This window comes from Kineococcus rhizosphaerae, from assembly GCF_003002055.1.
In the GTDB taxonomy this organism is placed as follows: Bacteria; Actinomycetota; Actinomycetes; order Actinomycetales; family Kineococcaceae; genus Kineococcus; species Kineococcus rhizosphaerae.
In genome coordinates this window covers 26,991-53,201 of sequence record NZ_PVZF01000018.1, presented here as the reverse complement: position 1 = coordinate 53,201, position 26,211 = coordinate 26,991, and the positions used below count along the sequence as shown (strand labels likewise).

The window sequence follows — 26,211 nt, the reverse complement described above, 5'->3', positions numbered from 1 at the left end:
AACCTGGCTGCACCTCTACAACCATCACCGCCACCACACCGCCCTCGGCGGGCTAACGCCCGCCTCGCGCGTCACCAACCTCAGTGGTCAGTACACCTAGTGCACGTCCAGCCACACCGTCTTGCCCGGCGGGTCGGCGCGCACGCCCCACGCCGAGGCCAGCGCGTCGATCAGCTGCAGCCCACGACCTCCCACCGCCTCGAGGTCGATCTCGCGGCGCACGGGCGCGGCCGGGGCGGCGTCGCTCACCTCGAGGTGGACGCGGTCGGCGTCGACGTCCAGGACGAGGCGCACCGGGCCGCGGCCGTGGACGACCGCGTTCGTGACGGCCTCGCTGACGAGCAGGGTCGCCGTGTCGGCGGTCTCGTCGGGGATCCCCGCCAGCCGGCAGCTCTCCTGCACCAGGTGACGGGCGCGGGCCGCCGCCGTCGCCGTCGGGGGCAGCAGCTCGTCGAGCCGGGGACCGCCGACCGGGACCGCGCGGGCCAGCAGCAGGACCACGTCGTCCTCGGCGTCGCGGGCCAGTTCGGCGACGAGGCGGTCGCACAGCTCGTCGGGGGACAGGTGGGCGAGGGCGGCGGTGCGGGCGCGCAGGTCGGCGATGCCGTCGTCGACGGGGCGGTCGCGCCGTTCCACGAGCCCGTCGGTGTACAGCAGCAACGTCGCCCCGTCGGGGAACGGGTGCTCGTGCACCGACCGGCCCGTCCCCGTCCGGCAGCCCAGCAGGAGTTCGGGGTCGCGGGCCAGGACGTCCACCGACCCGTCGGGCAGCAGCACCAGCGGCGGCGGGTGGCCGGCGTTCGACCACCGCACCGAGCGCGTGCCGTCGGCGCCGGTGTGCACGGTCAGCAGGACCGCGCTGGCCAGGGCGTCCACGCCGAGGTCGAACAGCGCGTCGTCGAGGATGTCGAGCAGCTCGCCGGCGTCGGCCGGCACGGCGTAGGCGATGCCGCGCAGCAGCGACCGCACCTGCCCCATGAGGGCCGCGGCCTTCCCGTCGTGGCCGCTGACGTCCCCGACCGTCAGCGTCGTCGTCCCGTCGGCGGTGGAGAAGCCGTCGTACCAGTCCCCGCCGACGCGGGCCTGCAGCGCCGCGGCCTGGTACCGCGCGGTGACGGCCAGGCCGTCCAGCCGGGCGGGTCGCGGCAGCAGGCTGCGCTGCAGCGTCTCGGCCAGGGCCAGCGCGTTCGCGGCGGCGAGCCGTTCCACGTCGCGGGCGCGCAACCGGACCACCGTCTGGCCGTACTGGGCCGCGGCTGCCTCCACGACCCCGCGGTCGACCTCGGACAGTTCCCGCGGCTGCTCCCAGCCGAGCGCGTACTCCCCGAGGGCGATCCCGTCGACCACGACCGGGGCCTGGACCAGGGTCGTGCACCCGGCCGCCGTGACGACTCCGGCGGCCGTCCCGGGCGGGTGCTCGTCGAGCAGGGTCACGGCGGCGCTGGTGGCGTCGAGCACGAGCCGGGCGAACTCGCGCAGCACCTGCTGCGCCTCGGCGTGGGTGCTCGCGTCGGTCAGCTGCAGCGCGACGAGGGCCTGCGCCGCGACGGTGCGCGCAGCCGCCTGCTCCGCGCGCCGGGAGGCCTCCACCTCCTGCCCCCGCACGAGCAGCTCGGTCTCGACGCGTTCGCTGCGCGCCCGTTCCAGGACGGTGTCGGTGATGTCCTCGATCCGCTGCAGGACGAACTGCACCGTCCCGTCGGGACCGGGGAGGGGGACGTTGGCGATCGACCAGTGCCGCAGGTGGCGCTGCCCCGTGCGCGGGTCCAGCACGTCGTACTGCAGGGCGGGCAGGACGTCGGTGCCCCCGGCGAGGGCGCGGCGGAAGGACCTCTCCAGGGGGTGCACGCCGTCGGCGTCGAGGTTGGCGGGGTCCGGCGGGAACACGGCGAAGACGGGGTGGCCGACGAGTTCCTCGCGCGTGCGGTCCAGCAGGGCCGTGTAGGCCCGGTTCACCTCGGCGACGACCAGGTCGCGGTCGAGGAGGAGGTGGGCGGTGGGCAGGTGCTCGAAGACGGCCGCCAGGTCCGGCGCGTGCGGCATGGCCCCTCGATCCGTCGCGTTTGATTACACGTCGTAGCCCGTCGCTACCCTATGCGCGCGATCGTGCGGTGTCCGGAGAACGGCGAAGTCGCTACCGCCAGCAGGCCCGCAGGCTGTCCGCGGCCAGCGCGGTCAGCTCCTCGTCGCCGAACCCGGCCTCGTCCGCCAGCGCGCGGTAGTTGTCGCCCACGTAGCCGCGGAAGTAGCTCGGGTCGTCGGAGTTCACCGTCACCAGCACGCCGGCGTCGACCAGGGCCCGGACGGGGTGCGCCGCCAGGTCCGGCACCACCCCCAGCCGCAGGTTCGACAGCGGGCACACCGTGAGGGGGACCCGCTGGGCGGCCAGCAGGCGGACCAGGTCGGGGTCCTCGACGGAGCGGACGCCGTGGTCGATGCGCTCGGCGCCCACGTCGAGGGCCTCGCGGACGTAGTCCGGACCGCCCTCCTCGCCCGCGTGCGCGGTCGCGTGGAAACCTCGGTCGCGGACCGTGGCGAAGTACCGGGCGAACCCCGACGGCGGGTTGCCCAGCTCGGTGGAGCCGAGGCCGAACCCCACGATCCGCTCCGCCCACGGCATGACCGCGTCGAGCATCGCCAGGGCGTCGGCCTCCGGCCGGTGCCGCTGCGCCGAGGTGATGAGGGCCGCGTCGATGCCGGTCTCGGCCCGGGCCCGGTCGAACCCCTCGAAGATCCCCTCGAGCTGGTCGGCGAGGGGGACGCCGAGGGCCAGGAACGTCTGCGGGCCGAAGAACACCTCGGCCCGCACGACCCCGTCGGCGGCCGCGCGCGTCAGGTAGCGGTGGGCGAGGTCGGCGAAGTCCCGGCGCTCGCGCAGGACCCGGCAGCCGACGAAGAACACGTCGAGGAAGGACTGCAGGTCGCTGAACGCGTACGCGGCCCGCACCTCCTCCACCGTGCGCCAGGGCATCGCGACGTCGTGCCGGCGGGCGAGCTCCAGGAGGTGGTCGGCCTCCAGGGTCCCCTCCAGGTGGACGTGCAGCTCGGCCTTGGGCAGGTCCTCGACCCTCACCCGGTCCTCCTCACGCGCTCTCCCGCAGGAAGGCCCGGTTCGCGGCGATGTTCCGCTCGACCATCGCCTCCCAGCGGGAGGGACTGCGGCGCAGGAGCTCACGGCGGGTGCGGTTCACGGCGGCGACCACCGGGACGACGTGCTCCCACCCCCCGGCCGGCGGGACGCCGAGCGCGTCGGCCAGGTCGCCCTGCAACCGGCGCGCGACGACCCGGGCCAGGGTGAGCCCGACGCGGTGCGGGATCCGGGTGAGGTCCGTCAGGCCGTTCGCCAGGGCGTCCAGACCGGCGGCCGTCAGCGCCCGGGAGTCGGCGTTCGGGGGCCCGGTGAGGGCGTCGATCCGCTGCAGCAGCGCCAGCGCCGACGGGCGGTCCACGACGTGCGCGATGAACCCGGGGGAGATCCCGAGGAGTTCGCCCAGCACCCGCCAGTGGGCGAGGAACTGCGCGTACTCGGCGTCGGTGAGCCCGAACCCCAGGCGGTGCGCCGACCGGGGTGCGACGACCGTGAAGTCCAGCCAGGTGCGGACCTCGTCGAACTGGTTGATGCCGGTGCCGCCGGGCACCGAGCGCCGCACGAGGGCGTGCCCGAGCCGGACGTGGGCGGTCGCCCGCCAGCCCTCCGCGCCGCGTTCCAGCCCGCCGGGCAGGGAGGCGGCCGTCAGCCAGCGCGCGGTCTCGGTCAGCCGGTGGTGCGTGTCGTCGACGAGGCGGCCGGTGCCGGTGAGGATCGTCGCGGAGCGCGGCGGGCGGTAGGAACTGATGAGCGCACCCGCGCCGACGTCGAACACGTGCACGGCCTGCGGAGTCGTGAACGTCGCCCGCGCCCCCGCGCGCAGCAGGTCCGGGTCGGCGTCAGCGCTCACCCGTTCCAGGTGCTCCACGAAGGCGTGCACGGGACCGGACGCGGTCTGCGACCCCTCGCGCAGGGCCCTCGACAGTTCCCGCCGCACGCCCGGGTCGGCGTGGACGGCGTCGGCCAGGGCGTCGGCGAGGGGGTCGCCGGCGAACCGCGCGTCCTCGAGGTTCACCGCCGCCCCCGCAGGTCGTCCATCTCGCGCCGGTCGCGCTTGGTGGGCCGCCCCGCGCCGCGGTCGCGCGTCCCGAACGCGCCGAAGAACTCGTCCTTCGGAGGGGGAGGGGGCGACTTGTCGATGTACGCGGACTGCGCGATCGGTGCGCCGACGCGCTTCTCCAGGAGCTGCACGACCTCGAACACCTTCTCGTAGCCCTCCGCGCGGACCCGCACCTCGTCCCCGACGTGCACGGTGGTGGCGGGTTTGGCCCGCTCGCCGTTGAGCCGGACGTGCCCCGCCTTGACCGCGGCGGACGCGACGGACCGGCTCTTGTAGAGCCGGACCGCCCACGTCCACTGGTCGATCCTGGTCATCGGCGCCTCAGGACCCCAGAACGCCGTCCACGAGTTCCTGCGCCTCGCGCTGCACCGTCGCGAGGTGCTCGGCACCCTTGAACGACTCCGCGTAGATCTTGTACACGTCCTCGGTGCCGGACGGGCGCGCGGCGAACCACGCCGACTCCGTGACGACCTTCAGGCCGCCGATCTTCGCGCCGTTGCCGGGGGCCTCGGTGAGCTTGGCGACGATCTCCTCACCGGCCAGCTCGGTCGCGGTGACCTGCTCGGCCGACAGCTTCGACAGCGTCGCCTTCTGCTCGCGGGTCGCGGCGGCGTCGGAACGCTTGTACTCCGGCGCCCCGAAACGCTGCGTGAGGTCGGCGTAGTGCTCGCTGGGGGTCCTGCCCGTCACCGCGGTGATCTCGGAGGCCAGCAGCGCCAGCAGGATCCCGTCCTTGTCGGTGCTCCACACCCCGCCGTCCTTGCGCAGGAACGAGGCGCCCGCGCTCTCCTCGCCGCCGAAACCGACGGAGGAGTCCAGCAGACCCGGCACGAACCACTTGAACCCGACGGGGACCTCCAGCAGGTCGCGCCCCAGCGAGGCGGCGACCCGGTCGATCATCGAGCTCGACACCAGGGTCTTGCCGATCGCCGCGTCCTTCGGCCAGTTCTCGCGGTGGCTGAACAGGTACTGGATGGCGACGGCCAGGTAGTGGTTCGGGTTCATCAGCCCGTCGGCCGTCACGATGCCGTGCCGGTCGGAGTCGGCGTCGTTGCCCGTGGCGATCCGGTACTGGTCGCGCTGCGCGATGAGCGAGGCCATCGCCGACGGGGAGGAGCAGTCCATCCGGATCTTCTCGTCCCAGTCCAGCGTCATGAACCGCCACGTCGGGTCCACGAGCGGGTTCACGACGGTCAGGTCCAGCCGGTGCCGGTCGGCGATCGCCTGCCAGAACTCCACGCTCGCCCCGCCCAGGGGGTCGGCGCCGATGCGGATGCCCGCGTCGCGGATCGCGTCGACGTCCAGGACGTTCGGCAGGTCGTCGACGTAGGTGCCGAGGAAGTCGTAGCCCTGCGCCGCGGCGCGGGCCTTCGCGAACCCCACGCGCCGCACCCCGTCGAGCCCCTTCTCCAGGTACTCGTTGGCGCGGTTCGCGATCCAGCCCGTCGCGTCGGTGTCGGCCGGGCCGCCGTTCGGCGGGTTGTACTTGAACCCGCCGTCGCGCGGCGGGTTGTGGGACGGGGTGACGACGATGCCGTCGGCCAGGCCGGAGCCCGTGGTGCGGATGGAGGACCCCTGCCGGTTCGCGGCGAGGATCGCGTGCGAGACCGCCGGCGTGGGCGTCCAGGAGTCGCGGTCGTCGACCAGGACGGTCACGTCGTTGGCGCCCAGGACCTCCAGCGCCGACACCCAGGCCGGTTCGGACAGCGCGTGGGTGTCGCGGCCGATGAACAGCGGGCCGTCGTAGCCCTGCTCGCGGCGGTAGTCCACGATCGCCTGCGTGGTGGCGAGGATGTGGTCCTCGTTGAAGGCCGCGTCCAGGCTCGACCCGCGGTGGCCCGACGTGCCGAACGCGACGCGCTGGCCGACGTCGGAGGGGTCGGGCTTCGTGGCGTAGTAGGCCGTGACGACGTGGGCGACGTCGATCAGGTCCGAGGGTTCGGCGTGCTGTCCTGCCCGCGAAGTCGTCATGGCTTCCTCGTCACTCCCGCTGATCCGGCTCGGCTCTCAGTGCTCGATGATGCTGCACCCACCCGGGACCCGGCGCCACCGCCCCCGCCGCACGGCCGGCCGGCGTCCCCTCAGCGGCCGACGTGCGCCCTGCCGTGCCCCAGCCACGCCGCGACCAGGGAGATGAGCCCCGCCAGCGCGAGCCCCGCCCCGACGTGCCAGCGCAGCAGCGCCGCCCCGACCGCGGCCCCGGCCAGGATGAGCACGACCGCGCCGAGGCGCCGCCGCCACCCGTCCCCGGTGCCGCCGGCCAGCCGGGAGTCGGCCGCCAGACCCGTCAGCGTCGACGTGACGACGACCGTCGTGACGTCCTTGACCCCCAGCCGCCGGGCCGCGGCGGCCTGCCCGCCCATGGCCAGGCCCAGCACGGTCGTCACCAGGACGGCCGCGGGCGGCGGGCTCGTCCCCGGCTCCACCGGCACCCCGTCCAGCAGCGAGGTGACCACGGCCAGCGCCCCGAGCACCACCCCGACGAGGGCGAACACGACGCTGGAGGCCGTCGTCCACCCCGTCGCGGCCCGGCGCAGCACCCGGCCCACCAGGGCCGCCCCGCCCAGGAAACCCAGCAGGGCCAGGACCGGGCCCACGATGGGCAGGTCCTGCGAGCCGGTGAGGGCCATCCCGAGGATGACGACGTTGCCCGTCATGTTCGCCGTGAAGACGCGGTCCAGGCCCAGGTACCCGACCGCGTCGACGATGCCGGTGGAGAACGTCAGCACCAGCATGAGGGCCGTGTGCCAGTCCAGGGGGTCGCGTCGCGTCACGAGCGGCGATCGTAGGCGTCCGGCGCGTTCCCCCGTGACGCCCGCCGCGTGCGCCACCCTCCCGCCTTCCCCGCGCATCGCACACGTCGGACCCTCTTTCCCCGTCCAGGAAGGTCCGACGTGTGCGATGCGCGGGAAAGAGGGGGCGTGGGGACGGGGAGGAGGGGTCAGGGGAGGGTCTGCTCGGCCGAGCACCACCACGTCGTGCGGCCGCCGACGGTGGCGCGGACCATCTCCCCGCCGCACCGCGGGCAGTGGTCGCCGGCCCTCCGGTGCGGGACCACCTCGCCCGTGTGGACGCCGCCGTGCTTCACGGCGTGCCGGATCGCGCCGCGCAGTTCCCGCCGCAGGTGGTCCAGCTCGTCGACCCGCAGTTCTCCGGCGGGTCTCAGCGGGCTGAGACCGGCTCGCCACAGCGTCTCGTCCGCGAGGAGGTTCCCCACCCCGGCGAGCACCGACTGGTCCATGATGCGGGCCTTCAACGGGGCCGTCCCGCGACCGACGCGTGCGCGGAACTCCTCGCGGCCGACGAGTTCGGCGTCCGGGCCGAGGTCGCCGAGGTCCGGGTCGAGGCGGACGCGCCCCAGCCGCCGCTTGTCCCGCAGGCGCAGGGAGCCGCCGTCGGCGAAGTACAGGGAGAAGCGGTACCAGACGTCCCGGTCCGGCTGCGTCTCCGGCCGGGGACCGCCGTAGTCGCCGCCGATCGTCAGCCGGCCGCCGGGGTCGGTGATGAAGACGCGCCCGCTCATGCCCAGGTGGATCCCGAGCGCCGGCCCGTCGCCCGACGTGTCGCACCACATCGACTTCCCGCGCCGGTGCGCCGCGGTGAGGGTCCGGCCCACGAGCGCCGCCTTCAGGTCCCCGGGCGCGTGCGGGCGGCACTCGAAGGTGTCCGTGTCGTCCACGTCGGCGATCTCGCGGTGCAGACCGGCGGCCTCGATGGCGGCGCGGGCGGTCTCGACCTCGGGGAGTTCGGGCACCTGCGGAACGTACCCGAGGACGGGGAACCCCGCCGGTGGACGCCGGGGTGACCCCCGCAGAGCCACCCGGCGGCAGACCGGGCCGAACTACAGTGCGCGGGTGCGGAAGGTGTGCGGAGCGGTCCTCGCGGTCTCGGTGCTCGTCGTCGCGGGCTGCTCGTCGCCGGAGGACCCCGCGGGCCCGGACCGTCCCGCGCCGCGGCCCGTCACGATCGCCGTCGCCGGTGACGTGCACTTCGACGGCACGAGCGAGGCGGCGCTCGAACCCGGTGGGCTGCAGGCCGTCGCGCCCCTCCTGGAGGGGGCCGACCTCGCCGTCGTCAACGTCGAGACCGCCATCACCGACCGCGGGAGCGCCGCGGGCAAGAAGTACACGTTCCGGGCCCCGGCGAAGGCCCTCGGGGCGTTGAAGGCCGCCGGCGTCGACGTCGCGGCGATGGCCAACAACCACAGCCTCGACTACGGCCGCCAGGGGCTGAGCGACACCCTCGCCGCGGGGAGGTCCGAGGGTCTGCCGATCATCGGGCTCGGCACCGACGCCGACGCCGCCTTCGCCCCCCACCGCACCACCGTGAAGGACAACCGCGTCGCGGTGTTCGACGCGACGCAGGTCGTCGACTCCTCGCTCGCGACGGCGTGGACGGCGACCGACACCCAGCCCGGTCTGGCGTCGGTGCAGACGAGGTCCGGCCGGGAACGGCTCGTGGCGGCGGTGGAGGCCGAGCGGTCCCGCAGCGACTCCGTCGTCGTCGTCCTGCACTGGGGCAAGGAGTTGCAGACCTGCCCGACCGACGACCAGCGGGGGATCGCGGAGGAGCTCGTCGCCGCGGGCGCCGACGCCGTCGTCGGCTCGCACGCCCACGTCCAGCTCGGCCAGGGGTACCTGGAGGCGGGCGGGAAGAAGGGGTTCGTCGACTACGGGCTGGGGAACTTCGTCTTCTACGCCAAGAAGGGCGCCGCGGTGGAGACCGGTGTCCTCGAGCTCACCCTGCCCGGGACGGGTGGGGTCTCGGCGGCGCGCTGGCAGCCGGCCACCATCCGCAGCGGGGTGCCCGTGCCGCTCGAGGGGGACGCGGCCACGAAGGCCCTGCGGCACAAGGAGTCCCTGCGCGCCTGCGCCGACCTCGCGGCGTCCTGAAGCGACCTGCGCGACGCACACGTCGGACCCCTACCGGCGCGTCCCCGGGGCGCGACGTGTGCGTTGCGCGGTCGAGGCGGGGTGTGGAGGGTCCGACGTGTGCGTCGCGCGGGGAGGCGCAGGAGGGGTCAGGCGCGGGGCGTGAGGAACGGGTAGTCGGTGTACCCGGCCGCGCCCTGGCCGTACGACGTCGTCGGGTCCAGCTCGTTCTCGGGGTGCCCGCCGGTCCAGCGCTCCAGCAGGTCGGGGTTGGCCATCACCGCGCGGCCGACGGCCACGACGTCCGCGGCGCCGTCGGCGAGGTAACCGGCGACCTCCTCGCGCGTCGTCACCTGCGCGAACCCGGAGTTCACCATCAGCGGGCCGCCGAACCGCTTGCGCAGACCCTGGACGAACTCGCCCGCCGGGTCGGCGTGCAGGACGCTCAGGTACGCCAGCCCCAGCGGCGCCAGCGCCTCCACGAGGTGCGCGTACGTCGCCTCGACGTCGGCGGGGTCGGTCTCCAGGGCGTCCTGGATGTTGTGCGCGGGGGAGATGCGGATCCCGACGCGGCCCGCGCCGATCTCGGCGGCCACGGCCGTCGTCACCTCCACCGCCAGGCGGGCGCGGTTCTGCGGCGACCCGCCGTAGGAGTCGGTGCGGTGGTTCGCGCCGGGCGCGAGGAACTGGTGCAGCAGGTACCCGTTGGCGGAGTGGATCTCGACGCCGTCCAGGCCCGCGTCGACGGCGCGGCGCGCGGCCGCGACGAACTCCGCGACGACGCCGGGGATCTCGGCCTCGGTGAGGGCGTGCGGGACGGGGTAGGGCTTCTTGCCGTCGGCGGTGTGGGCCTCGCCGGCGATCGCGACGGCGGACGGCCCGACGATCCGGTCCGTGCCGGTGATGTCGGTGTGCGAGACGCGCCCGCCGTTCATCAGCTGCACGACGATGCGCCCGCCCGCGGCGTGGACGGCCTCGGCGACCCCGCGCCACCCCTCCTGCTGCTCGTCGGTGACCAGCCCCGGCTGGCCGGGGTAGGACCGCGACTCGTGGCTCGGGTACGTGCCCTCGGCCACGATCAGCCCGACCGAGGCGCGCTGGGCGTAGTGCTCGGCGACGAGGGCCCCGGGCACGCCCGCGGCGCCGGCGCGGGTGCGCGTCAGCGGGGCCATGACGAGGCGGTTGGGCAGGGCGAGGTCGCCCAGGGCGACGGGAGAGGTGATGTCCACGAGGGGCGGCAACAACCGGACTGCGGTCCGGATTCCCGCGCCCGTAGAGTTCACCCCCGTGTCCGGTGTCCTCGTCGCGGTCCTCAGCCTCCTGGCGCTGGTGGTGGTCGTGTGGGCGGTCGTCCTCGTCGCCCGGGACCGCCGCGTCGGGCGCGCCACCCTCGTCGCGCTCGGCGTGCTCGAGGTCGCCGTCCTCGCCGTCGCCGTCGACGGCTTCGCCGCCCTCGCCTCCGGCACCCGCCCCGTCGAGACCGCGACCTCCGTCGCCTACCTCGTCGTCGCCCCCTTCGTCGTGCCCGCCGGCACCTTCTGGGCGCTCGCGGACCGGTCCCGCCCCAGCACCCTCGTGCTCGCCGTGGCCGCGTTCGCCGTCATCGTCATCGCCTACCGCGCCTTCCTGCTGTTCGCGGTCACGAAGTGAGAGGGGTCCCCGTGCAGCAGCAGCGGCGCACCACCGGGCTCGGCCGTGTCCTCGTCGCGCTCTACGCCGTCTTCGCCGTCGCCGCGGTCTCCCGCGCCGCCGTCCAGATCGCCACCGACTTCCACACCGCCCCCGTCGCCTACCTGCTGTCCGCGTTCGCCGGGGTCGTCTACGTCCTGGCCACCGTCGGGCTCGGCCGCTCCGGCCCGCGCTGGCGCCGCGTCGCGTGGGTGGCCTGCAGCGTCGAGCTCCTCGGCGTCCTGGCCGTCGGCACGCTCAGCCTCACCGACCCCGCCGCGTTCCCGAAGGCCGCCGTCTGGTCGCACTTCGGCAGCGGCTACGGGTACGTCCCCGTGGTCCTGCCGATCCTCGGGCTGGTCTACCTGCGCCGGGAGGCGCGCCGGGCCCGCACCCCCGACGCCTGACCCGTTCGCCCGTCGAACCACCGGTGCGCGACGATGCGGGAGCCATGCAGACCTCCGCACCCGCCCCCCAGCGCGCCCGCCGCACCGCCGTCGTCCTGCTCGCCGGGCTGCTGCTCGTCAGCTGCGCGATGCGCGCGCCCCTCACCGGGGTCGGGTCCGTCCTCGACGAGATCTCCGGCGACCTCGGGCTGTCCGCCGCCGCCGCCGGCGCCCTGACGTCGCTGCCGCTGCTGGCCTTCGCCGGCAGCTCGCTCGTCGTCCCCGCGCTCGCGCGGCGGCTCGGGCAACGGCCCACGCTCGTCCTCGCCCTGTTCCTGCTGGCCCTCGGCGCGGGGCTGCGGTGGGTGCCCGGCGTCGTCCCGCTGTTCGCCGGGACCGCCGTCGTCGGCGTCGCCATCGCCGTCGCGAACGTCCTCATGCCCGCCCTCATCCGCACCGAGTTCCCCGGCCGCATCCCGCTGCTCACCAGCACGTACGTCGTGCTCATGCAGGTCGTCGGGAGCCTGGCCTCCGGCCTGGCCGTCCCGCTGTCGGAGTCCCTCGCCGGGGGCTGGCGCACCGCCATCGTCGTGTGGGCGGCCCCGGCGCTGCTCGCCGCCGTCCTGTGGCTGCCGCTCGTGCGCGACCACCGCGCCGCCACCGCCCACGGGCGCGCCCGAACCCCGTGGCGCTCCCCGCTGGCCTGGGCCGTGACCGCCTTCATGGGCTCGCAGTCGATCCTCTTCTACGTCCTGCTGTCCTGGCTCGCGACCATCGCCCGCGACCGCTCGGGCCTGGACCCCACCGAGGCCGGCGTGCTGCTGTCCGTCCTGCAGGTCGCCGGTGTCGTCGGGTCCCTGCTCGCCCCCGCGGTCGCCGGCCGGTCCGTCACCCGCACCCGCTGGGCCGCCGTCGGCTCCACCGTCCTGTCGGCGGCCGGCCTCGCGACCCTGCTGCTGGCCCCCGGCGCCGCCCACGCCGCCGTCGTCCTGCTCGGCCTCGGCGGCGGCGGTTCGGTCGTGCTGGCGCTCGCGGCCGTCTCCTCGCGGGCGGCGGACGGGGCCGGCGCGGTCGCGCTGTCGGGCATGGCCCAGGCCGTCGGGTACGGCGCGGCGGCCGTCGGGCCCGTCCTCTTCGGCGCGCTGCACTCGGTTACGGGGAGCTGGACGCTGCCGCTGGCGGTCCTGACGGCCGTCGCCGTGGTGCAGCTCGTGCCCGCCTGGGCGGCGAACCGGGACGCGACGGTCCGGGCCTGAGCGCCGCGCCCGGTGGCGCGCCGGGGCAGCGGTGGTTGGCTGGCGCCATGCGGATCTTCTTCACCGGGGGCAGCGGCAAGGCCGGTCACCACGTCGCCCCGTACCTGGCCTCGAAGGGGCACCAGGTCACCAACGCCGACCTCACCCCGTTGCGCCACCCCGACGTCGCCGACCTGCGGGTCGACCTGACCGACGCCGGCCAGGTCTACTCCGCCCTGGCGGGCACCCCCGCCGACGACCTCGACACCCCCGGCCCCAGCACGGGCGGGGGCTCGGCCTACGACGCGGTCGTCCACTTCGCCGCGATCCCCAGCATGTTCCTGGCCCCCGAGGCCACGACGTTCCAGACGAACATCGCCGCCCACTACAACGTGCTGGAGGCCGCGACCCGGCTCGGCATCCGCAAGGTGGTCTTCGCCTCCTCGGAGACCACCTACGGGATCTGCTTCGCCCGCGGGGAGCGCAAACCCCTGTACGTGCCCGTCGACGAGGAGCACCCCGTCGTGCCGGAGGACTCCTACGCCATCTCCAAGGTGGCCGGGGAGGTCGTGTCGCGCTCCTTCCAGGCCCGCACCGGCGCCGACGTCTACGGGTTCCGGATCAACAACGTCATCGAGCCCCACGAGTACGCCGAGAAGTTCCCGGCCTTCCTGGCCGACCCGTCGCTGCGGCGGCGCAACGTCTTCGCGTACATCGACGTCCGCGACCTCGGGCTGGCGACCGAGCGGGCCCTGCTGACCGACGGCCTGGGGTTCGAGGTCTTCAACGTCGCGAACGCGGACATGTCGGTGGCCGCGACCACGCAGGAGGTCATCGACACCTTCTACGCCGGGGTCGAGGTGCGCCGGGAGATGGGCCGCGACGAGACCTTCTACAGCATCGACAAGGCCCGGGACCTGCTCGGGTTCTCCCCGCAGCACTCCTGGCGCGACGTGCTGGAGGACCCGCGCGCGCAGGGCTGAACCCACCGGACCCGGGTGCGGGCCCGGTGGGACCACCTCTCGGACGCCTGCGCCGGGGCCGGCCGGCTCGAAGCACATTTCCGCGACGCCGTCGAGAAGGGGCGACCGTCGTCATGCGCGGGCTACGGCCACAGGGGCCGGGCTGGCACCACCCGCTGGCGCTGCTGACCGGAACCACCCCGCGGGTGCGAGTCTCCGACGAGGAGGTCTTCGGGCCGGTGGCTGTGCTGTCCACCGTCTCCAGCCGCCAGGAGGCCATCGACATCACCAGTCACCCCCAACGGGTTGGGGTCGAGCACCTGGGCGGAGGACGAAGAGGAGCTGCGGCCGCGAACTCACCGACCTGGGCGTGCACACCGTCACGAACGGCGTCGGGCCGCCCAGCGGCGAACAAGGCCAGCGCGACGCCTCCAGCGTCTCCAGGGCGGGTCCGTGCCTGGGACCGAGCCCGGTGACGGTCTGCGGGACGGCGTACGCATCGTGCTGCGCCCGGTGGGCAGCGGCCTACCCGGGGGTTCTTCGCCTTCGGTGCGGGATGGCGCTGCTGGGGGTCTGGACCTGGAGAGCGTCCCCCGTCGGGCAGTCCCCTCAGCTGAGCTGGACGCTCATCACGGTCGTCACACCGGCCGAGCTCGTGGCAGCGCTCATCGCCTCCGCTTCCCGTGACGGCCCCGCCGGCACCGGCCCGGGTCTGTTCGCCGCCGCGTGGTCCGGGACCGGGGCCTCCGGATGGGGCCAGCGCGGTGCCGGGTGTGCACCTGATCGTGTTCAGCACCGCGGTCGGGTTGCTGGCTCTCGCGGCGCGGGCGGCCGTCGACGGCTGTCGTCCTGACGCCGTCGGCGGTGCGCGGGTACTCCGACGGGGCCCACGAGTCAACGGGCCGGGCGCGGACCGCGCGGGCGTCCTGGCCCGGGTGATCACCCCGGCGGCCTTCCACGGCGTTCTGACGGGGCGGCTCAGCGACCTGCACCCCGAGCCCGGGTGCGCCGACGTCCGTGAGGGGCACGCCCTCACGGTGCGATGCTTCGTCGTCGTGTGCCTGCTCGAGCTGATCCGCTCGCGGCGCAGCCGGGATCGCAGGCGCAGGACGGTGAGGGTGCTGCCCCGCGCGCCGACGTCGACGACCGCGGGGCTGGTCCTCGGCGAGGTCGTCGTCACCTGCGCCCGCCTCGCCCGCCGCCGGTGGCTGGGCGTTCGAGGTCGCTCTCCTCGCAGCAAGGGGCCTGCTGGTCACACCGTTGGCCGCCCTGGGACGACTGTGGGCGTCAGCCGGGGGTGGCGGGTTCCGCCACCGCGTACCTCGCCCCACCGGCAGGGCTCACGTTGCGCACGTGCTGGTCGTCACCTGGTGGGACCGCTGTCACGCGGCGCGACGACCCGACCTCGGGCGGCGGGTTGGACGGCTCGGACCGAGGACGACGCCCAGCCACCTCCCAGGTCGACGGTGCGGACGGGCAGATCGCCGGTCGTCCCTACGGCTCGTAGCGCAACGCGCGGGCCTCGATGTCGAACAGGACGTCCTCGGCGGCAGCCGTGCCGACCTCGCCGCGGCGGCGTGCCTGCAGGACCGCCTCCCGCTCGGCCTCGCTGGCCCGCGCGAGCAGCCGACGCAGGTGCTGACCGGCGTCCTGACCCCCGGTCTCGGTCTCGAGCAGGTCGTCGACCGCCTCGCGGTAGTGCAGGCGTCCCTCGTACTGCTCCACCACCGCGCGGCGCACCTCGGCCGGTACCTCCTCCGCGTCCGGCTCCCGCCGGTCCCCTCGCCCAGCGGCACCGCTCCCGGTGGTGAGGAACCGCAGCCCAGCGCCGGCGGCCAGGTGGTGCAGGTGACGGACGTCGGCGGCGGGATCGGCGTCGCTGGCCACTCCCAGCCCGCGGATCAGGGGGGCCAAGGTCAGCCCTTGCAGCACCAGGGTGGCGATGACGACGACCAGCGCCACCGTCACCACCTCCTGCCGGTGGGGGAAGTCCCCCCCTCCGGCCACGCTCGCCGGCAGGGCCAAGGCAGTGGCCACCGTCACCACCCCGCGCATGCCCGCCCAGGAGGTCACCGCGGCCTCCCGCCACCCGGCGGGGGTCGCAGACTCGGCGCGGCGGGCACGGTGCCCGGCCACGGCGCTGGCGGTGAACATGGCTCCGACGCGCAGCAGGACCAGCACCGCCAGCACCGCCCCGGTCAGCGTCCACGTGGACGAGCGGCCCAGGGTGTCGTCCTCCTCCAGCACGCTGGTGAGTTCCACGCCCAGGAAGGCGAACAGCAGACCGCTGACGGCGAACTCGACGTACTGCCACACCGAGCGGCCCAGCAACCACCCGGCGGAGGTGACCTGGTCGGACACCCGGGCGCGGAGGAACAGGCCGGCCACCAGCACCGCCAGCACTCCCGAGGCCTGGACCTGCTCGGCCACGACGTACAGGGCGAAGGGCAGCGCGATGGTCACGGTGGTCTCGGCCGCGGGGTCGTGCAGGTGCCCGAGCGCCCACCGCGCCAGCCATCCACCGACCAGGCCCAGGACGAGCCCGCCGGCCACGGCCAGCAGCAGGGCCCAGCCGATCTGACCGACCGACACCCCACCGGCCACGACCGCCATGACCGAGACCTGGTAGACGACCAGGGCGGTGGCGTCGTTGAACTGCCCCTCGCCCTCCAGGACGCTCACCAGGCGGGCCGGCAGGTGCAGCCGGCCGGCGACGGCGCTGGCCGCGACCGGGTCCGGCGGGGCCACGACGCCGCCCAGGACCACGGCCACCGCCCACGGCAACCCCAGGGCGTGTCCCACGACCGCCACGGCGGCTGCGGTCAGCAACGTCAACCCGACGGCCAGTCCGAGGACGGGGCGGGCGGCCTGGCGCAGCTCGCGCACGGTGGTGGTCTGGGTCGCGGCGAACAACAGCGGGGGCAGCACCAGCGGCAGGATCAGGTCTGGAGCCAGGTCGGGGGCGGGCACGTGTGGCACCAGACCCAGGACCAGCCCGTAGACGGTCAGCAGCACCGGCTGCGGCACCTCGATCCGCTCGGCCAAGGGGGTGAGCACGATCAACCCGAGCACCAGCAGGCCCAGCAGCACGACGTCGTCCACGCCCCGATCCTGGGCGCAGCAGCGGTGTGCGACCACCCGGGCCCCTCGCAGCTGACCTCGTGCAGCAGGGCCACCCCAGCAGGGCCGTCGGGGCGCGGGGCGCCGTGGTCGCCGAGGATGGTGCCCACGGTCAGGGCTCCGACCCGGGTGCTGCGCCGGGGTGCTGGGCGACGTGCACCACGGCCCGGGACCCGACCTCGGGCTGGTGCATCGGCGCGACGGCCGGGGGTGGCCGGGCAGGTCGTCGGCGACCCGGGTGAACTGCAGCGTGTTCACGCCCGGCACGTGGACCGTGCACACCCGCACGTGACTGTTGTCGTGCAGGAGTTCGGTGATGACGGACTCGGTGAACCCGACGACCGCGTCCTCGGCGCCGCAGCAGGTCGTCCGCAAGGGGTGCCCCGGTGGGCCAGGGCGCTACCCGCCTGCACCAGGACCCGCGGTCGCGGGTCTTCATCCGCTTCAGCGCCGCCCGGGTGCCGTTGACGAGACCCAGGTACGTGACGCGGGCGGCCCGCTCGAAGTCGGCGGGGTCAACCTTCGGAATCCGGCGACCACCGAGGCCATCGTGTTGTTCACCCACACGTCGAAGGGACCCGGGACGGGTTCGACCTCGTCGGCCGCGGCCTCCACCTGCACGTGGTCGGCGACGTCGGTGACGGTGCCGACCGCGCGGTGCGCGGCAGCGGCGAACTCCTGCACGACGGCTCGGCCGTGACCCGCCGAACCGTCGGTCACCACCACGACTCCCCGCGAGGGACGGGTCCTGGTCCTGGTCGTGACACGCGGTCCGATGGGCCGACCGGTCGAGGACCGCACCGCCGGACATCGGCCCTGCGTCCAGGTTCACACGTCCTGGCGCCGTTCCTGCGCCCTCCGGCCGCCCGCCTCCGGGGACGGTCGCGCCGCTCGATCGGTGAGCAGTTCGTAGATGGGGCGTGAGCGCAGACCGACCGCGACGAGCATGGCCACGGCGCACGCGCCCAGCATCGGGAACAGCTGGTTGGTGCTGCCGCTGAGTTCGGTCGCCAGGACGAGGCCGGTGACCGGGGTGTGGACGGTCGAGGTGAAGAACGCCGCCATGCCGACCACCGCCAGCGCTGCGGGCGGTGGAGTCGAACCAGGGGCCAGGTGGGTCCCTACGATCCCGACGAGCAGACCGCTCTCGGAGCCGAGCACCAGCATGGGCGCGAACAACCCGCCGGGAGTGCCCGCGGCGTAGGAGACGACGCCCAGGACGAACCGCACCAGCAGCAGGCACCCGACGGCTGCCAGACTTCCCCGGCCGAGCAGGGCGTCCTGGGTGAGCCCGTCGCCGCCGCCGACCACCTGCGGCGCGGACCAGACGAGCCCGCCGACGGCCGCACCGACGAGAGCGGCCCGGGCCTCGGCCGGCCACCGGCTGGAGTCCGCGAGGCGCAACCCGGTCATGACGGCCCGGTTGTAGAGCACTCCCAGGACTCCGGTGAGGACCCCGACGGCCAGGACCCAGCCCGCACCCACCAGTCGGGGATCGTCCAGCGGGGGAACGGCGAACTCGGGATCGCCGTGGACGAGGGGGAAGGCGACGGCGAACCCCGCGGCGGAGGAGACGAGCGTGGCGATCGTCGCGCGGGGGTGGAACGACTTGAGGAGTTCCTCCAGCACGAACACCCCGCCGGCGATCGGGGCGTTGAACGCCGTGGCCAGGCCGGCGGCGGCACCGGCCGCCACGAGCAGGCGCAGGTCCTGCCGCGAGCGCCGGGTCGCGGAGGCGACGATCACGGCGACGGTGCTGCCCATCTGCACCGAGGGCCCCTCGCGGCCGAGCGCGAGGCCGCTGCCGATCGACAACAGGCCTCCCACGTACTTGACGGGCAGGACCCGGAAACGCCCGGGTTCGGTGCGCCCACGCACGACGGCCTGGACGTGGGGGATGCCGCTGCCCTCGGCGTGCGGTTCGACGCGGCGGACGAGCGCCGCGGCCAGGGCGGTGGCGGCGGCGCAGCCGGCGACGACCAGGACGGCTCCGGGGACACCCAGGTCGTGGGCGCGGGTCGCCAGCCGCTCGCGCACGTCGGAGGCGTCGGTGAGCAGGAGACGGAAGGTGGCGGCCGTCAGCCCCGTCAGCGCGCCCACGCAGGCCGCGGCCAGGGCGAAGCCGACGAGGCTCTCGGCGCCCTCACCGGTGTCGTCGACGGGGTGCGAGGTCGGTCGCTGCCACCCTGTGAAGGTGCTGCGCAGCCAGCGGAGGGTTCGGTCGGGATGCATTCCACCACGGTCCGGTCGAGCGGTCGGGACGGGACGAGGATCGCGCACCCGCGGTCGTCGACGTCTGGTCAGGGGGTGGTGAGGAGCGAGGCGTAGTCCGCGGCCGCGAGGTCGGCGGCGGTCAGCGCACCGCCGGGCAGGGGGACCTCCCGGTCCGTGCCGTCGCGTTGCAGACGGACGGCGTCGACCCCCGGAGCGGAGGTCAGGGTCAGGACGATCTGCCCGACGGCCAGCGGCAGGCGGTCCGCAGGCAGGGCCTGCGACAGGTCCGTGACGTCCACCAGCGCGACTCCGTCGTCGATCGAGGTGAGACGGAGAGCGACCTGCGGGCCGATCGTGCTCTGCAACCCGGCCGCTCGCTGGGCGTCGGTGGGGCCCGAGGTCAACTGCTCCAGGACGTCGGCGGCGGTGTCCGCGGAGTCGGCGGCCACCGGGGTCAGGTGGAGGTCACGGTCCACGAAGTACGTCCGCGGTTCGTCGCCGGCGGCCGGTGCCGGAGGTGGCGCGGAACCCACCGCGGCGGGCTGCGACGGTGCGGTCAGGACGTACGGGACCTGCGAGGGGTCGATCGTCCGGGCCCGGCCTCCGCTGGGGACGCCGCACGCCGACAGCGCCGGGAGCAGCGCCAGGGCCAGCCCTGCTCCGAGCACCGCCGCGGGACCGGGCCGGGACCGGGCGACGCCCGCCGCCTTCACGCGCGGACCCCGTCGTCGGGCAGAGGCAGCCGCAGGAGGAACCGGGCGCCACCGCTGGGGGAGCAGGTGCACCGCACCGAGCCCCCGTGCCCCCGGACCGTCTCGGCGACCAGGCTCAGACCCAGGCCCGAACCGGGCAGGGCGCGGCGTGAGCCGGCGCGGGCGAAGCGCTCGAAGATCCGTTCCCGCTCCTGCGGGGGTACTCCGGGTCCGTCGTCGTCGACCGTGATCACGGCGCTCGCCCCCCGCACCTGCAGACCCACCCCGGTCGATCCACCGCCGTGCCGGTCGGCGTTCTCGAGCAGGTTCACGAGGGCCCGGGCCACCTGCTCCTTGTCGACGATGACGAGGACCGGTTCCGCAGGAGCGACGAAGAGGGTGCTCTCCCGGTGGGTCCGGGACAGGACCTGCCGCACGAGGTCGACGGCATCGACGAGCACGCGTTCGTGGTCGGCGACACCGGCCTCCAGGCGCCCCAGTTCGAGCAGGTCGTCCACCGTGCGCGTGAACCGGTCGAGTTCACGGGACACGAGGTCGAGCGCCCGCCGAGACCGCTCGGGCAGCTCGGCGCGGCGACGGTTCAGCACCTCCACCCCGGTGACCAGCGTCGTCAACGGCGAGCGGAGCTCGTGGCTGACGTCGGCAGAGAACCGGGACTGCCGTTCGATCTCCTCCTCCAGCGCGTCCACCATGCTGTTGAACGATCCGACGATGGTCGCCAGGTCCGGGTCCTCCGTCGTCTCCAGTCGGGTCCCCGTCTGGCCGCCGGCGATGGAGGCCGCCGCCCGGGCCACGGCGTGCAGGGGGGCGACGGCCCGTCGGGAGGTCCACGAACCGAGCGCGGCGCCTCCGGAGGCGATGAGCACGGCGCAGCCGGTCAGCGCGAACCGCAGGGTGGACAGGGTGCGGCTCAGTTCATCCGTCCGCACCACCTCGAAGAAGCCGGCGTCGACGGCCGGCAGCGGTACGCCGACGACCAGGACGGCGTCCCCGGCGATCGTCGTCCAGGCCAGTCCGGCGTCCCCGGCCTGCACGCCGTCGGTCACCGTGGCCGGCAGGCCGTCGGCGGCGACGTCCAGGCTGGAGGAGTACCACTGCCCCTCGCGGTGCACGAGCACGGCGGAGCCCGCCGGGCTGCTCACCGAGCCCAGGACGTCGCTGACCTGCACCCCGGAGGTGCGCAGCCCCTCCTGCACGAAGGAGGCGTCCGCGAACGTCTGCCGCGTCGCGGAGTTCTCCCGCTGGCTCAGCAGGTACCCGCGGGCGATGGCGTACGTGCTCAACGCTCCCACCACGGCCAGGACGGCGGCTCCGATGGTGAACATCAGGGTCACGCTGGCGCGCAGGCCCAGTGTCGTCGACGGGAGCCTCACCGCAGGTCCAGCCGGTACCCCAGACCGCGGACCGTGGCCACCAGCCGCGGGGACGACGGGTCCCGTTCGACCTTGGTGCGCAACCGGCGGACGTGAACGTCCACGATCCGCTCGTCGCCGAAGAACCCCCGGTCCCACACCCGTTCCAGCAGAACTCCCCTGCTGAGGACCCGGCCGGGTGCGGCGGCCAGTTCGCACAGCAGCCGGAACTCGGTGACGGTCAGGTGCACGAGGTCGCCGCCGCGGCGGACCTGCCCCCCGTCCACATCGAGCTCGACCGGTGGCCAACCTCCTTCCCCGCTGTCCAGCACCACCGTCGTCGGAGTGGGGGTGGTGCCGGAGAACCGGCGCCGCAGCGCCTTGAGCCGGGCGGCGAGCTCGTCCACGTCGAACGGCTTGGTGACGTAGTCGTCGGCACCGACCTCCAGCGCTGCGATCACGTCGGTCTTGTCCCGGCGGGCGGAGACCACGATCACCGGAGCTCCGCTGAGGGGGCGCACCCGGCGGATGAAGGAGAACCCGTCGATGCCGCCCAGCATGAGGTCCACGACCATCACGTCGGGCTGCTGCCCGTCCTCGACGAGGGACGACACGAGCGTCAACGCCTCCTCGGCGGTGGCCGCGCTGCTGACCTCGTACCCCTCGTCCTCCATGGCCAGGGCCAGGGACGTGCGGATCCCGTCGTCGTCGTCGAGCACGAGCAGTCGGAGCGCCACGTGGTCATGCTGCCAGCCGACCCACTGGACCCCCACCTGCCGGGGGGTGGTGGCGGTGGGTCGTCACGCGATCGCAAAGAAGCGGAGCGGACAACCGCAACACGCGGCTGCCAGGGTGGGACCACGCCCCGCCGTGACGGAGCGACGGGGCGGCCAGACGTGGGTCCTGCTCGACGGCGGGGCGTGGCCGGACCGCCGGGGGTGGCCCAGGAGGAGGGGACGTGGACGGGACTGCGCTCGAGCACGGGGGGGACGGTCCCGTCCTGGTCCTCGACGACGACGGGCTGCGCCAGGGGCTGAGCGCCCTGCGCCGGCACGCCGGGCCGTTGCTGGACGCCGACCCCACCGGGCTCGTGGTGGACGTGAGCCGGTTGTCGAGCCTGTCCTCGACGACCGTCGCGGTCCTCCTGCGCACGCGCAGGCTCTGCCGCGCCCGCGGGGGTCGGCTGACTCTGCAGGCGCCGCAGCGCCACGTCGTCGCGATCCTGCGCCGTGCCGGGCTCGAGGAGCTCTTCGACATGAGCACCGCCGACACGGCTGGCGCCGACGTGGGTGCTGCGGTGCCTGGCCGCCGAGACCCCGTACCCGCCGTTGGTGGCGGGTGAACGGAGGAGATCGGTGGCCCTGCTGTCCGGCTCCCCGCGGGAGTCGCCGCCCGGAACAGCACGTGGGTCCTGGGTCTCACCGCTGCGGGACGAACGGGATCGTCCCCGCCCTTCCCCGGCAGACGGTTCACGTGTTCTCCCGGCAGGTCGGGGGACGGGTCGCCGCGGCTCGTCCAGGCAGGTCCACGACCTGCCCGGACCTGCCCGGACGAGCACGAGACCGGTCCGGTGCCCGGAGTCCCGACCACGACTCCACCCGGCTTCGTCCTGCGCGTGCGGTACGCGGTCGACCGTGCGGACAGCAGTCTGGTCCAGAGCTCGAGAGGAGCGTGTCTTCGTGGCTTTCCCGTACGTCGTCGTCGTCGTGTGCGCCACCGGCCTGATCGTCGTCGCAGCTCTCGTCGCGCAGTTCCTGCACCGCCGTCGTCGCGATCGCGTCGATCTGGGCCGTCCTCGGCGGAAGACCCGTTGACGTCCTCGTCGGGTCCTGCGGTGGTCGTCCTGCTCACCGCCGGGTCTGCTCCTGGTGACTGCCTCAGGTGCGGGTCCGGGTGGGTCGCGCTGTTGAGGTGGCAGGAACCGGTCGATGAGGCCCGTGGGCTGAACCGGCCAGGGGGTCGGCCTTCGCGGCGATGGCCTGCGTCGTCGACTTCCCGTCCGCAGCAGCGGTGCAGATCACGGGCGAGGCCACCGACGAGACCGTCGCCGGCATCGAGCCGCTGTCCGAACTGTCCGCGCAGTTCCCCGACCTGCACCGGGTGGGGTCGGGGCTCTCGCCGCTGCGACGCGCAGGACGGGCCGACGGTGACAACCACCCCGCCCCTCACCCGACCACGAGCACGCTGAACCCTTCGGAGAGGAAACACCGATGAGCGACGAACGAGCCCGCATCCTGACCGGTCTGTCCGACAGCGGCCGCACCGTCGCCGACCCCGCCCAGGACGTGCGCGGACTGACCGTGCGCGACACCTCCGGTGAGGAACTGGGAAAGGTCGCCGACTTGATGGTGGACGCCGAAGCCGACCAGGTGCGGATGCTGCGGATCGAACACGGCGGGCTGCTCGGCATCGGAGCCGAGACACTCCTCCTACCGGTGGAGGCGGTCGTCACGATCGCCGACGACGAGGTCATCGTCGACCAGACCCGCGACCGGGTCGCCTCCGCCCCGGCCTACGAGCCGGAGCTGGCCGATCAGACCGGTTACTACGACAACCTCTACGGGTACTACGGCTACACCCCGTACTGGGCGCCTGGAGCCGGCGGCCAACCGTGGTTCCCGCCTCGCCCCTGACGTCGCCGGCCACCGCTGCGCCGGCCAGTCCGGTGCTCAGTCCATCATCGACAGCATCTGCCGGCCCCCGGTCCGTGCGAAGCGGGCCACCAGCACCAGGGCCACGACGCCGAACGCGACGTCCAGGACGCTGGTGTAGTTCCACGTCACCTCCGACAGCCCACCGGCGGCGGTGGTGGCGTGGCGCTGGTCCGGGACCAGGCCGACCAGGGTGAACAGGCCGTCGACGACGTACCCGGCGACCACGGCGGCCAGGTAGAGCACGCCGGTCAGGCGCAGGGCCGCGCCCGTGCCGTAGTACTTGCGGTAGATGATGACGACGGGGGCGATGACCAGGTCGGCGAACAGGAAGCTGACCATCCCGCCGAAGCTGATGCCGCCGTTCCACAGCACCGCCGCCAGCGGGATGTTGCCCACCGAGCAGACGAAGCTGGCGACCGCGACGACCGGGGCGACGAGCGGGCCCCACACCTGGGTCAGGACCGGGTGGCCGGTGAGGAAGAACGCCTGCCAGAAGCCGGTCGGGACCCAGGCGCTGACGGCGCCGGCGATGAGCAGGCCGATGGCGATGTCGCGCACGACCGCGGCCCACTCCATGACGAAGACGTGGCTGACGGAGGTGAATCCGTCGCCGCTGAGCAGTCGCCGCCACCACGGGCCCTCGCCGCCGACGCTCATGTCCATCGCGGCGTGGCCCTCCATCGAGCCGGTGCGGCCCCGTTCGGCCTGCTCGCGGGCCGCCCGGACCAGCGGTGGGCGCAGCACGACGCGCAGCAGCAGGGCCACGACGACGATCATGACGACACCGCCGGTGTAGGAGGCGGCGGTGAACTGCCAGCCCATGAGCAGCGCGAGCAGGATCCCCATCTCCACGACGAGGTTCGTGGAGGCGACCTGGAAGACGATCGCGGCGGTGAAGTCGGCGCCCTTGCGGAACAGCGAGCGGGCCAGCGCCACCGCGGCGTAGGAGCACGACGAGGACGCGATGCCCAGCCCCGAGGCGGTGGCCAGGGTGCGGGGGCGGGCGTCGCCGAGCAAGCCCGTGACCGCGTCGCGGCGCACGACGGCCTGGACGACCGCGGACAGGGCGAAGCCGAGGATCAGGGCCCAGGCGATGTGCCAGGCCATCGCGACGGTGGCGCCCAGCGCGTCACCGACCGCGGCGAGCGCGTCGTAGAGGTGCACGGGCCGTCCTTCCTCACAGGGGCCCCGGCCGGGGCGGTGGGGTCACAATACCCCCGCGGGGTATGTCTTGCGCGGCGTGGCGGGAGCCGCGCGGACCGCTGCGCCGGGCCGCGCCGGTGCAGCGCTGACAGAGTGCGTCCGTGAGCAACTCGTCGAAGCCGCGGGGCATCAGGCTGGCGGCGCTGCAGGAGGCTGCACGCACCCGGCTGTGGCCCGTACCGGTGGCGGGTGTCGTGCTGGCGCTGGTCGCGGGCGTCCTGCTGCCCCTGCTGGACGCGCGGGTGGACGAGAACCTGCCGGACCCCATCGCGGACCTCGTCTTCGGCGGGGGCGCCGGGGCGGCACGGACCGTCCTGGACGCCGTCGCCAGTTCCCTGATCACGGTGACGTCGCTGACCTTCTCGCTGACGGTCGTCACCCTGCAGCTCGCCAGCAGCCAGTTCTCCCCCCGGCTGCTGCGCACCTTCACCCAGGACCGGTTCGTCCACGCCACCCTGGCGGTGTTCCTGGCCACCTTCACCTACGCGCTGACGGTGCTGCGCACGGTCCGCAGCCCCGACGACGCCGGCAGCAGCGCCCTGCCGTCGTCGGCGGTCGTGCCGCGGATCTCGGTGACGGTCGCCTTCCTGCTCGCGGTGGCGAGCGTGGTGTGCCTCGTGCTGTTCCTGGCGCACCTGGCGCGCGAGATCCGGGTCGAGACGATGCTCTCGCGCGTGCGGGCGGACGCCTGCCGGACGGCCGACCTGCTGTACCCGAGCGACGGCACCGCCCGCTCGCTGCCCGGCGCCGGGACCGTGCCCGTCCCGGACGCCGCCGTCCCGCTGCCGGCGGGGGCCTCGGGGTTCCTCTGCTTCGTCGACGAGGAGGCCCTGCTGGAGGCCGCGACCGGGACCGGCGTCGTCGTCGCGGTCGAGCGGTGGCCGGGCGGGTCGGTGGTCCGCGGCACCCCGCTGGCCCGGTGCTGGACCGACGACGGCGCGGCCCCACCGGTGGAGGTGCTGGAGCGGCTGGAGGACGTGCTCGGGACGGCCGTCGTCATCGGCAGCGAGCCCACCCAGGCCCAGGACCTGGCCTTCGGCTTGCGCCAGCTCGTCGACGTGGCCAGCAAGGCGCTGTCCCCAGGCGTCAACGACCCGACGACCGCCGTCCACGCCGTCGGGCACGCCGCGGCGTTCCTGTGCCACGTGGCCGACCGTGACCTCGGGGACCAGGTCGCCCGCGACGAGGACGGCCACCCGCGCCTGGTCGTCCACCGCCCCGACCTGCCGGCCCTGCTGGACCTGGCCGTCGCCCAGCCCCTGCGCTACGGCGCTGCGGACCCGGTCGTCCTGACCCGGCTGGCCACACTGCTCGCCGAGGTCGCCTGGTCCGGTCCCCGCGACGTCGTGCGTAGCGCCGTGCAGGACCAGCTGGACCGCCTCGTGCGGACCGCCGCCGGGCAGGACCTCGACGAGATCGCCCGCGCCCAGCTCGACGACGCGGTCCGCGGGGCCCGGGACGCGCTGCGGCCTCGGGGGGGACGAGCGTGGACCGGGGGGTGAGCGCGGCGACGGCGCCGCCCACTCGCCGCCCGGGTGGCACCACCCTGCACCAGGACCCCTGAGAGGTGCGTGGGCTCTGCACCCACCGCACGGACGCGCCGATGTGCGTCCTGCGTCCGCGGGCGTGCTGTACGGCGCGTGCAGAGCCCGTGCGCACCCGGCCGTCCAGCGCCGGTCCACCCC

26 protein-coding genes are annotated in these 26,211 nt (G+C 74.4%); 11 read left to right on the top strand and 15 right to left on the bottom strand.

The features are described from left to right. Positions 1–96: 96 nt before the first annotated feature. The 7 genes from CLV37_RS24750 to CLV37_RS24720 form a co-directional block, all read right to left on the bottom strand. The gene (locus CLV37_RS24750) at positions 97–2,043 is read right to left on the bottom strand and encodes an ATP-binding SpoIIE family protein phosphatase (protein WP_106215418.1); all 1,947 of its coding nucleotides are present in this window, start codon (positions 2,041–2,043) and stop codon (positions 97–99) included. A 91-nt stretch (positions 2,044–2,134) separates the two neighbouring features. Continuing rightward, the gene (add, locus tag CLV37_RS24745; protein ID WP_106215417.1) at positions 2,135–3,073 is read right to left on the bottom strand and encodes an adenosine deaminase; all 939 of its coding nucleotides are present in this window, start codon (positions 3,071–3,073) and stop codon (positions 2,135–2,137) included. A 10-nt stretch (positions 3,074–3,083) separates the two neighbouring features. Continuing rightward, positions 3,084–4,103 carry an oxygenase MpaB family protein gene (locus tag CLV37_RS24740; protein ID WP_106215416.1) on the bottom strand — a complete coding sequence of 340 codons (1,020 nt, stop codon included), beginning with the start codon at positions 4,101–4,103 and terminating at the stop codon, positions 3,084–3,086. Next, on the bottom strand, positions 4,100–4,462 hold the full coding sequence (locus CLV37_RS24735; protein WP_106215415.1) for an RNA-binding S4 domain-containing protein: 363 nt from the start codon (positions 4,460–4,462) through the stop codon (positions 4,100–4,102). Before CLV37_RS24735 ends, CLV37_RS24740 begins: the two co-directional genes overlap by 4 nt. Positions 4,463–4,469: 7 nt before the next feature. Beyond that, the gene (pgm, locus tag CLV37_RS24730; protein ID WP_106215414.1) at positions 4,470–6,119 is read right to left on the bottom strand and encodes a phosphoglucomutase (alpha-D-glucose-1,6-bisphosphate-dependent); all 1,650 of its coding nucleotides are present in this window, start codon (positions 6,117–6,119) and stop codon (positions 4,470–4,472) included. 110 nt (positions 6,120–6,229) lie between these two features. After that, positions 6,230–6,922: a YoaK family protein gene (locus CLV37_RS24725; RefSeq protein WP_245885817.1), complete on the bottom strand. Its 693-nt coding sequence runs from the start codon at positions 6,920–6,922 to the stop codon at positions 6,230–6,232. A 167-nt stretch (positions 6,923–7,089) separates the two neighbouring features. Further along, entirely contained in the window at positions 7,090–7,902 is an 813-nt protein-coding gene (locus CLV37_RS24720) for an Fpg/Nei family DNA glycosylase (RefSeq protein WP_106215413.1), read from the bottom strand. 100 nt (positions 7,903–8,002) lie between these two features. Here CLV37_RS24720 and CLV37_RS24715 point away from each other — a divergent pair, with 100 nt between their 5' ends. Further along, a complete protein-coding gene (locus tag CLV37_RS24715; protein ID WP_245885815.1) occupies positions 8,003–9,040 on the top strand; it encodes a CapA family protein in 1,038 nt (345 codons plus the stop codon). Positions 9,041–9,168: 128 nt separating this feature from the next. Here the strand turns inward: CLV37_RS24715 and CLV37_RS24710 are convergent, their stop codons facing one another. Further along, positions 9,169–10,248: an alkene reductase gene (locus tag CLV37_RS24710; RefSeq protein WP_106215411.1), complete on the bottom strand. Its 1,080-nt coding sequence runs from the start codon at positions 10,246–10,248 to the stop codon at positions 9,169–9,171. 58 nt (positions 10,249–10,306) lie between these two features. On the opposite strand from CLV37_RS24710, the gene CLV37_RS27860 reads away from it, so the two are divergent. The 5 genes from CLV37_RS27860 to CLV37_RS29230 are packed head-to-tail and all read left to right on the top strand — an operon-like array spanning position 10,307 to position 13,746. Next, complete coding sequence (locus tag CLV37_RS27860; RefSeq protein ID WP_106215410.1) at positions 10,307–10,669, top strand: hypothetical protein; 363 nt, start codon at positions 10,307–10,309, stop codon at positions 10,667–10,669. Continuing rightward, entirely contained in the window at positions 10,666–11,094 is a 429-nt protein-coding gene (locus CLV37_RS24700; RefSeq protein WP_170127487.1) for a hypothetical protein, read from the top strand. The genes CLV37_RS27860 and CLV37_RS24700 overlap by 4 nt, the downstream gene beginning before the upstream one ends. Before the next feature lie 44 nt (positions 11,095–11,138). Continuing rightward, positions 11,139–12,329 carry an MFS transporter gene (locus CLV37_RS24695; RefSeq protein ID WP_106215408.1) on the top strand — a complete coding sequence of 397 codons (1,191 nt, stop codon included), beginning with the start codon at positions 11,139–11,141 and terminating at the stop codon, positions 12,327–12,329. A gap of 47 nt (positions 12,330–12,376) precedes the next feature. Next, positions 12,377–13,291: an NAD-dependent epimerase/dehydratase family protein gene (locus CLV37_RS24690; protein WP_106215407.1), complete on the top strand. Its 915-nt coding sequence runs from the start codon at positions 12,377–12,379 to the stop codon at positions 13,289–13,291. 26 nt (positions 13,292–13,317) lie between these two features. Beyond that, positions 13,318–13,746 carry an aldehyde dehydrogenase family protein gene (locus CLV37_RS29230; protein WP_425433634.1) on the top strand — a complete coding sequence of 143 codons (429 nt, stop codon included), beginning with the start codon at positions 13,318–13,320 and terminating at the stop codon, positions 13,744–13,746. Positions 13,747–14,764: 1,018 nt separating this feature from the next. On the opposite strand, the gene CLV37_RS24685 is transcribed toward CLV37_RS29230, so the two are convergent. The 6 genes from CLV37_RS24685 to CLV37_RS24660 form a co-directional block, all read right to left on the bottom strand. Next, positions 14,765–16,372, bottom strand: a complete 1,608-nt coding sequence (locus tag CLV37_RS24685) for a cation:proton antiporter (RefSeq protein WP_170127486.1) — start codon at positions 16,370–16,372, stop codon at positions 14,765–14,767. A 462-nt stretch (positions 16,373–16,834) separates the two neighbouring features. After that, positions 16,835–17,074: a hypothetical protein gene (locus tag CLV37_RS24680; protein WP_146149573.1), complete on the bottom strand. Its 240-nt coding sequence runs from the start codon at positions 17,072–17,074 to the stop codon at positions 16,835–16,837. 144 nt (positions 17,075–17,218) lie between these two features. After that, positions 17,219–18,622 (bottom strand): ClC family H(+)/Cl(-) exchange transporter, encoded by a 1,404-nt coding sequence (locus tag CLV37_RS24675; protein WP_106215404.1) that lies wholly within the window; start codon positions 18,620–18,622, stop codon positions 17,219–17,221. 68 nt (positions 18,623–18,690) lie between these two features. Beyond that, positions 18,691–19,317 (bottom strand): GerMN domain-containing protein, encoded by a 627-nt coding sequence (locus CLV37_RS24670; protein WP_170127485.1) that lies wholly within the window; start codon positions 19,315–19,317, stop codon positions 18,691–18,693. Continuing rightward, positions 19,314–20,642 carry a sensor histidine kinase gene (locus CLV37_RS24665; protein ID WP_146149572.1) on the bottom strand — a complete coding sequence of 443 codons (1,329 nt, stop codon included), beginning with the start codon at positions 20,640–20,642 and terminating at the stop codon, positions 19,314–19,316. Before CLV37_RS24665 ends, CLV37_RS24670 begins: the two co-directional genes overlap by 4 nt. A 44-nt stretch (positions 20,643–20,686) precedes the next feature. After that, entirely contained in the window at positions 20,687–21,406 is a 720-nt protein-coding gene (locus tag CLV37_RS24660; RefSeq protein ID WP_106215421.1) for a response regulator transcription factor, read from the bottom strand. A 221-nt stretch (positions 21,407–21,627) separates the two neighbouring features. Here CLV37_RS24660 and CLV37_RS24655 point away from each other — a divergent pair, with 221 nt between their 5' ends. From CLV37_RS24655 to CLV37_RS24645, 4 genes are all read left to right on the top strand, one after another. Beyond that, positions 21,628–22,011: an STAS domain-containing protein gene (locus tag CLV37_RS24655; protein ID WP_106215401.1), complete on the top strand. Its 384-nt coding sequence runs from the start codon at positions 21,628–21,630 to the stop codon at positions 22,009–22,011. Positions 22,012–22,348: 337 nt separating this feature from the next. Then, positions 22,349–22,483: a hypothetical protein gene (locus CLV37_RS28920; RefSeq protein WP_281260557.1), complete on the top strand. Its 135-nt coding sequence runs from the start codon at positions 22,349–22,351 to the stop codon at positions 22,481–22,483. Positions 22,484–22,643: 160 nt separating this feature from the next. Beyond that, positions 22,644–22,883 carry a hypothetical protein gene (locus tag CLV37_RS24650; protein ID WP_106215400.1) on the top strand — a complete coding sequence of 80 codons (240 nt, stop codon included), beginning with the start codon at positions 22,644–22,646 and terminating at the stop codon, positions 22,881–22,883. Further along, a complete protein-coding gene (locus CLV37_RS24645) occupies positions 22,880–23,302 on the top strand; it encodes a PRC-barrel domain-containing protein (RefSeq protein WP_106215399.1) in 423 nt (140 codons plus the stop codon). The genes CLV37_RS24650 and CLV37_RS24645 overlap by 4 nt, the downstream gene beginning before the upstream one ends. A gap of 36 nt (positions 23,303–23,338) precedes the next feature. Here the strand turns inward: CLV37_RS24645 and CLV37_RS24640 are convergent, their stop codons facing one another. Beyond that, on the bottom strand, positions 23,339–24,487 hold the full coding sequence (locus tag CLV37_RS24640) for a permease (RefSeq protein ID WP_211298933.1): 1,149 nt from the start codon (positions 24,485–24,487) through the stop codon (positions 23,339–23,341). A 140-nt stretch (positions 24,488–24,627) separates the two neighbouring features. Between CLV37_RS24640 and CLV37_RS24635 the strand changes: the two genes are divergently transcribed. Further along, positions 24,628–26,028: a DUF2254 domain-containing protein gene (locus tag CLV37_RS24635; RefSeq protein WP_106215398.1), complete on the top strand. Its 1,401-nt coding sequence runs from the start codon at positions 24,628–24,630 to the stop codon at positions 26,026–26,028. Positions 26,029–26,211 lie beyond the last annotated feature (183 nt).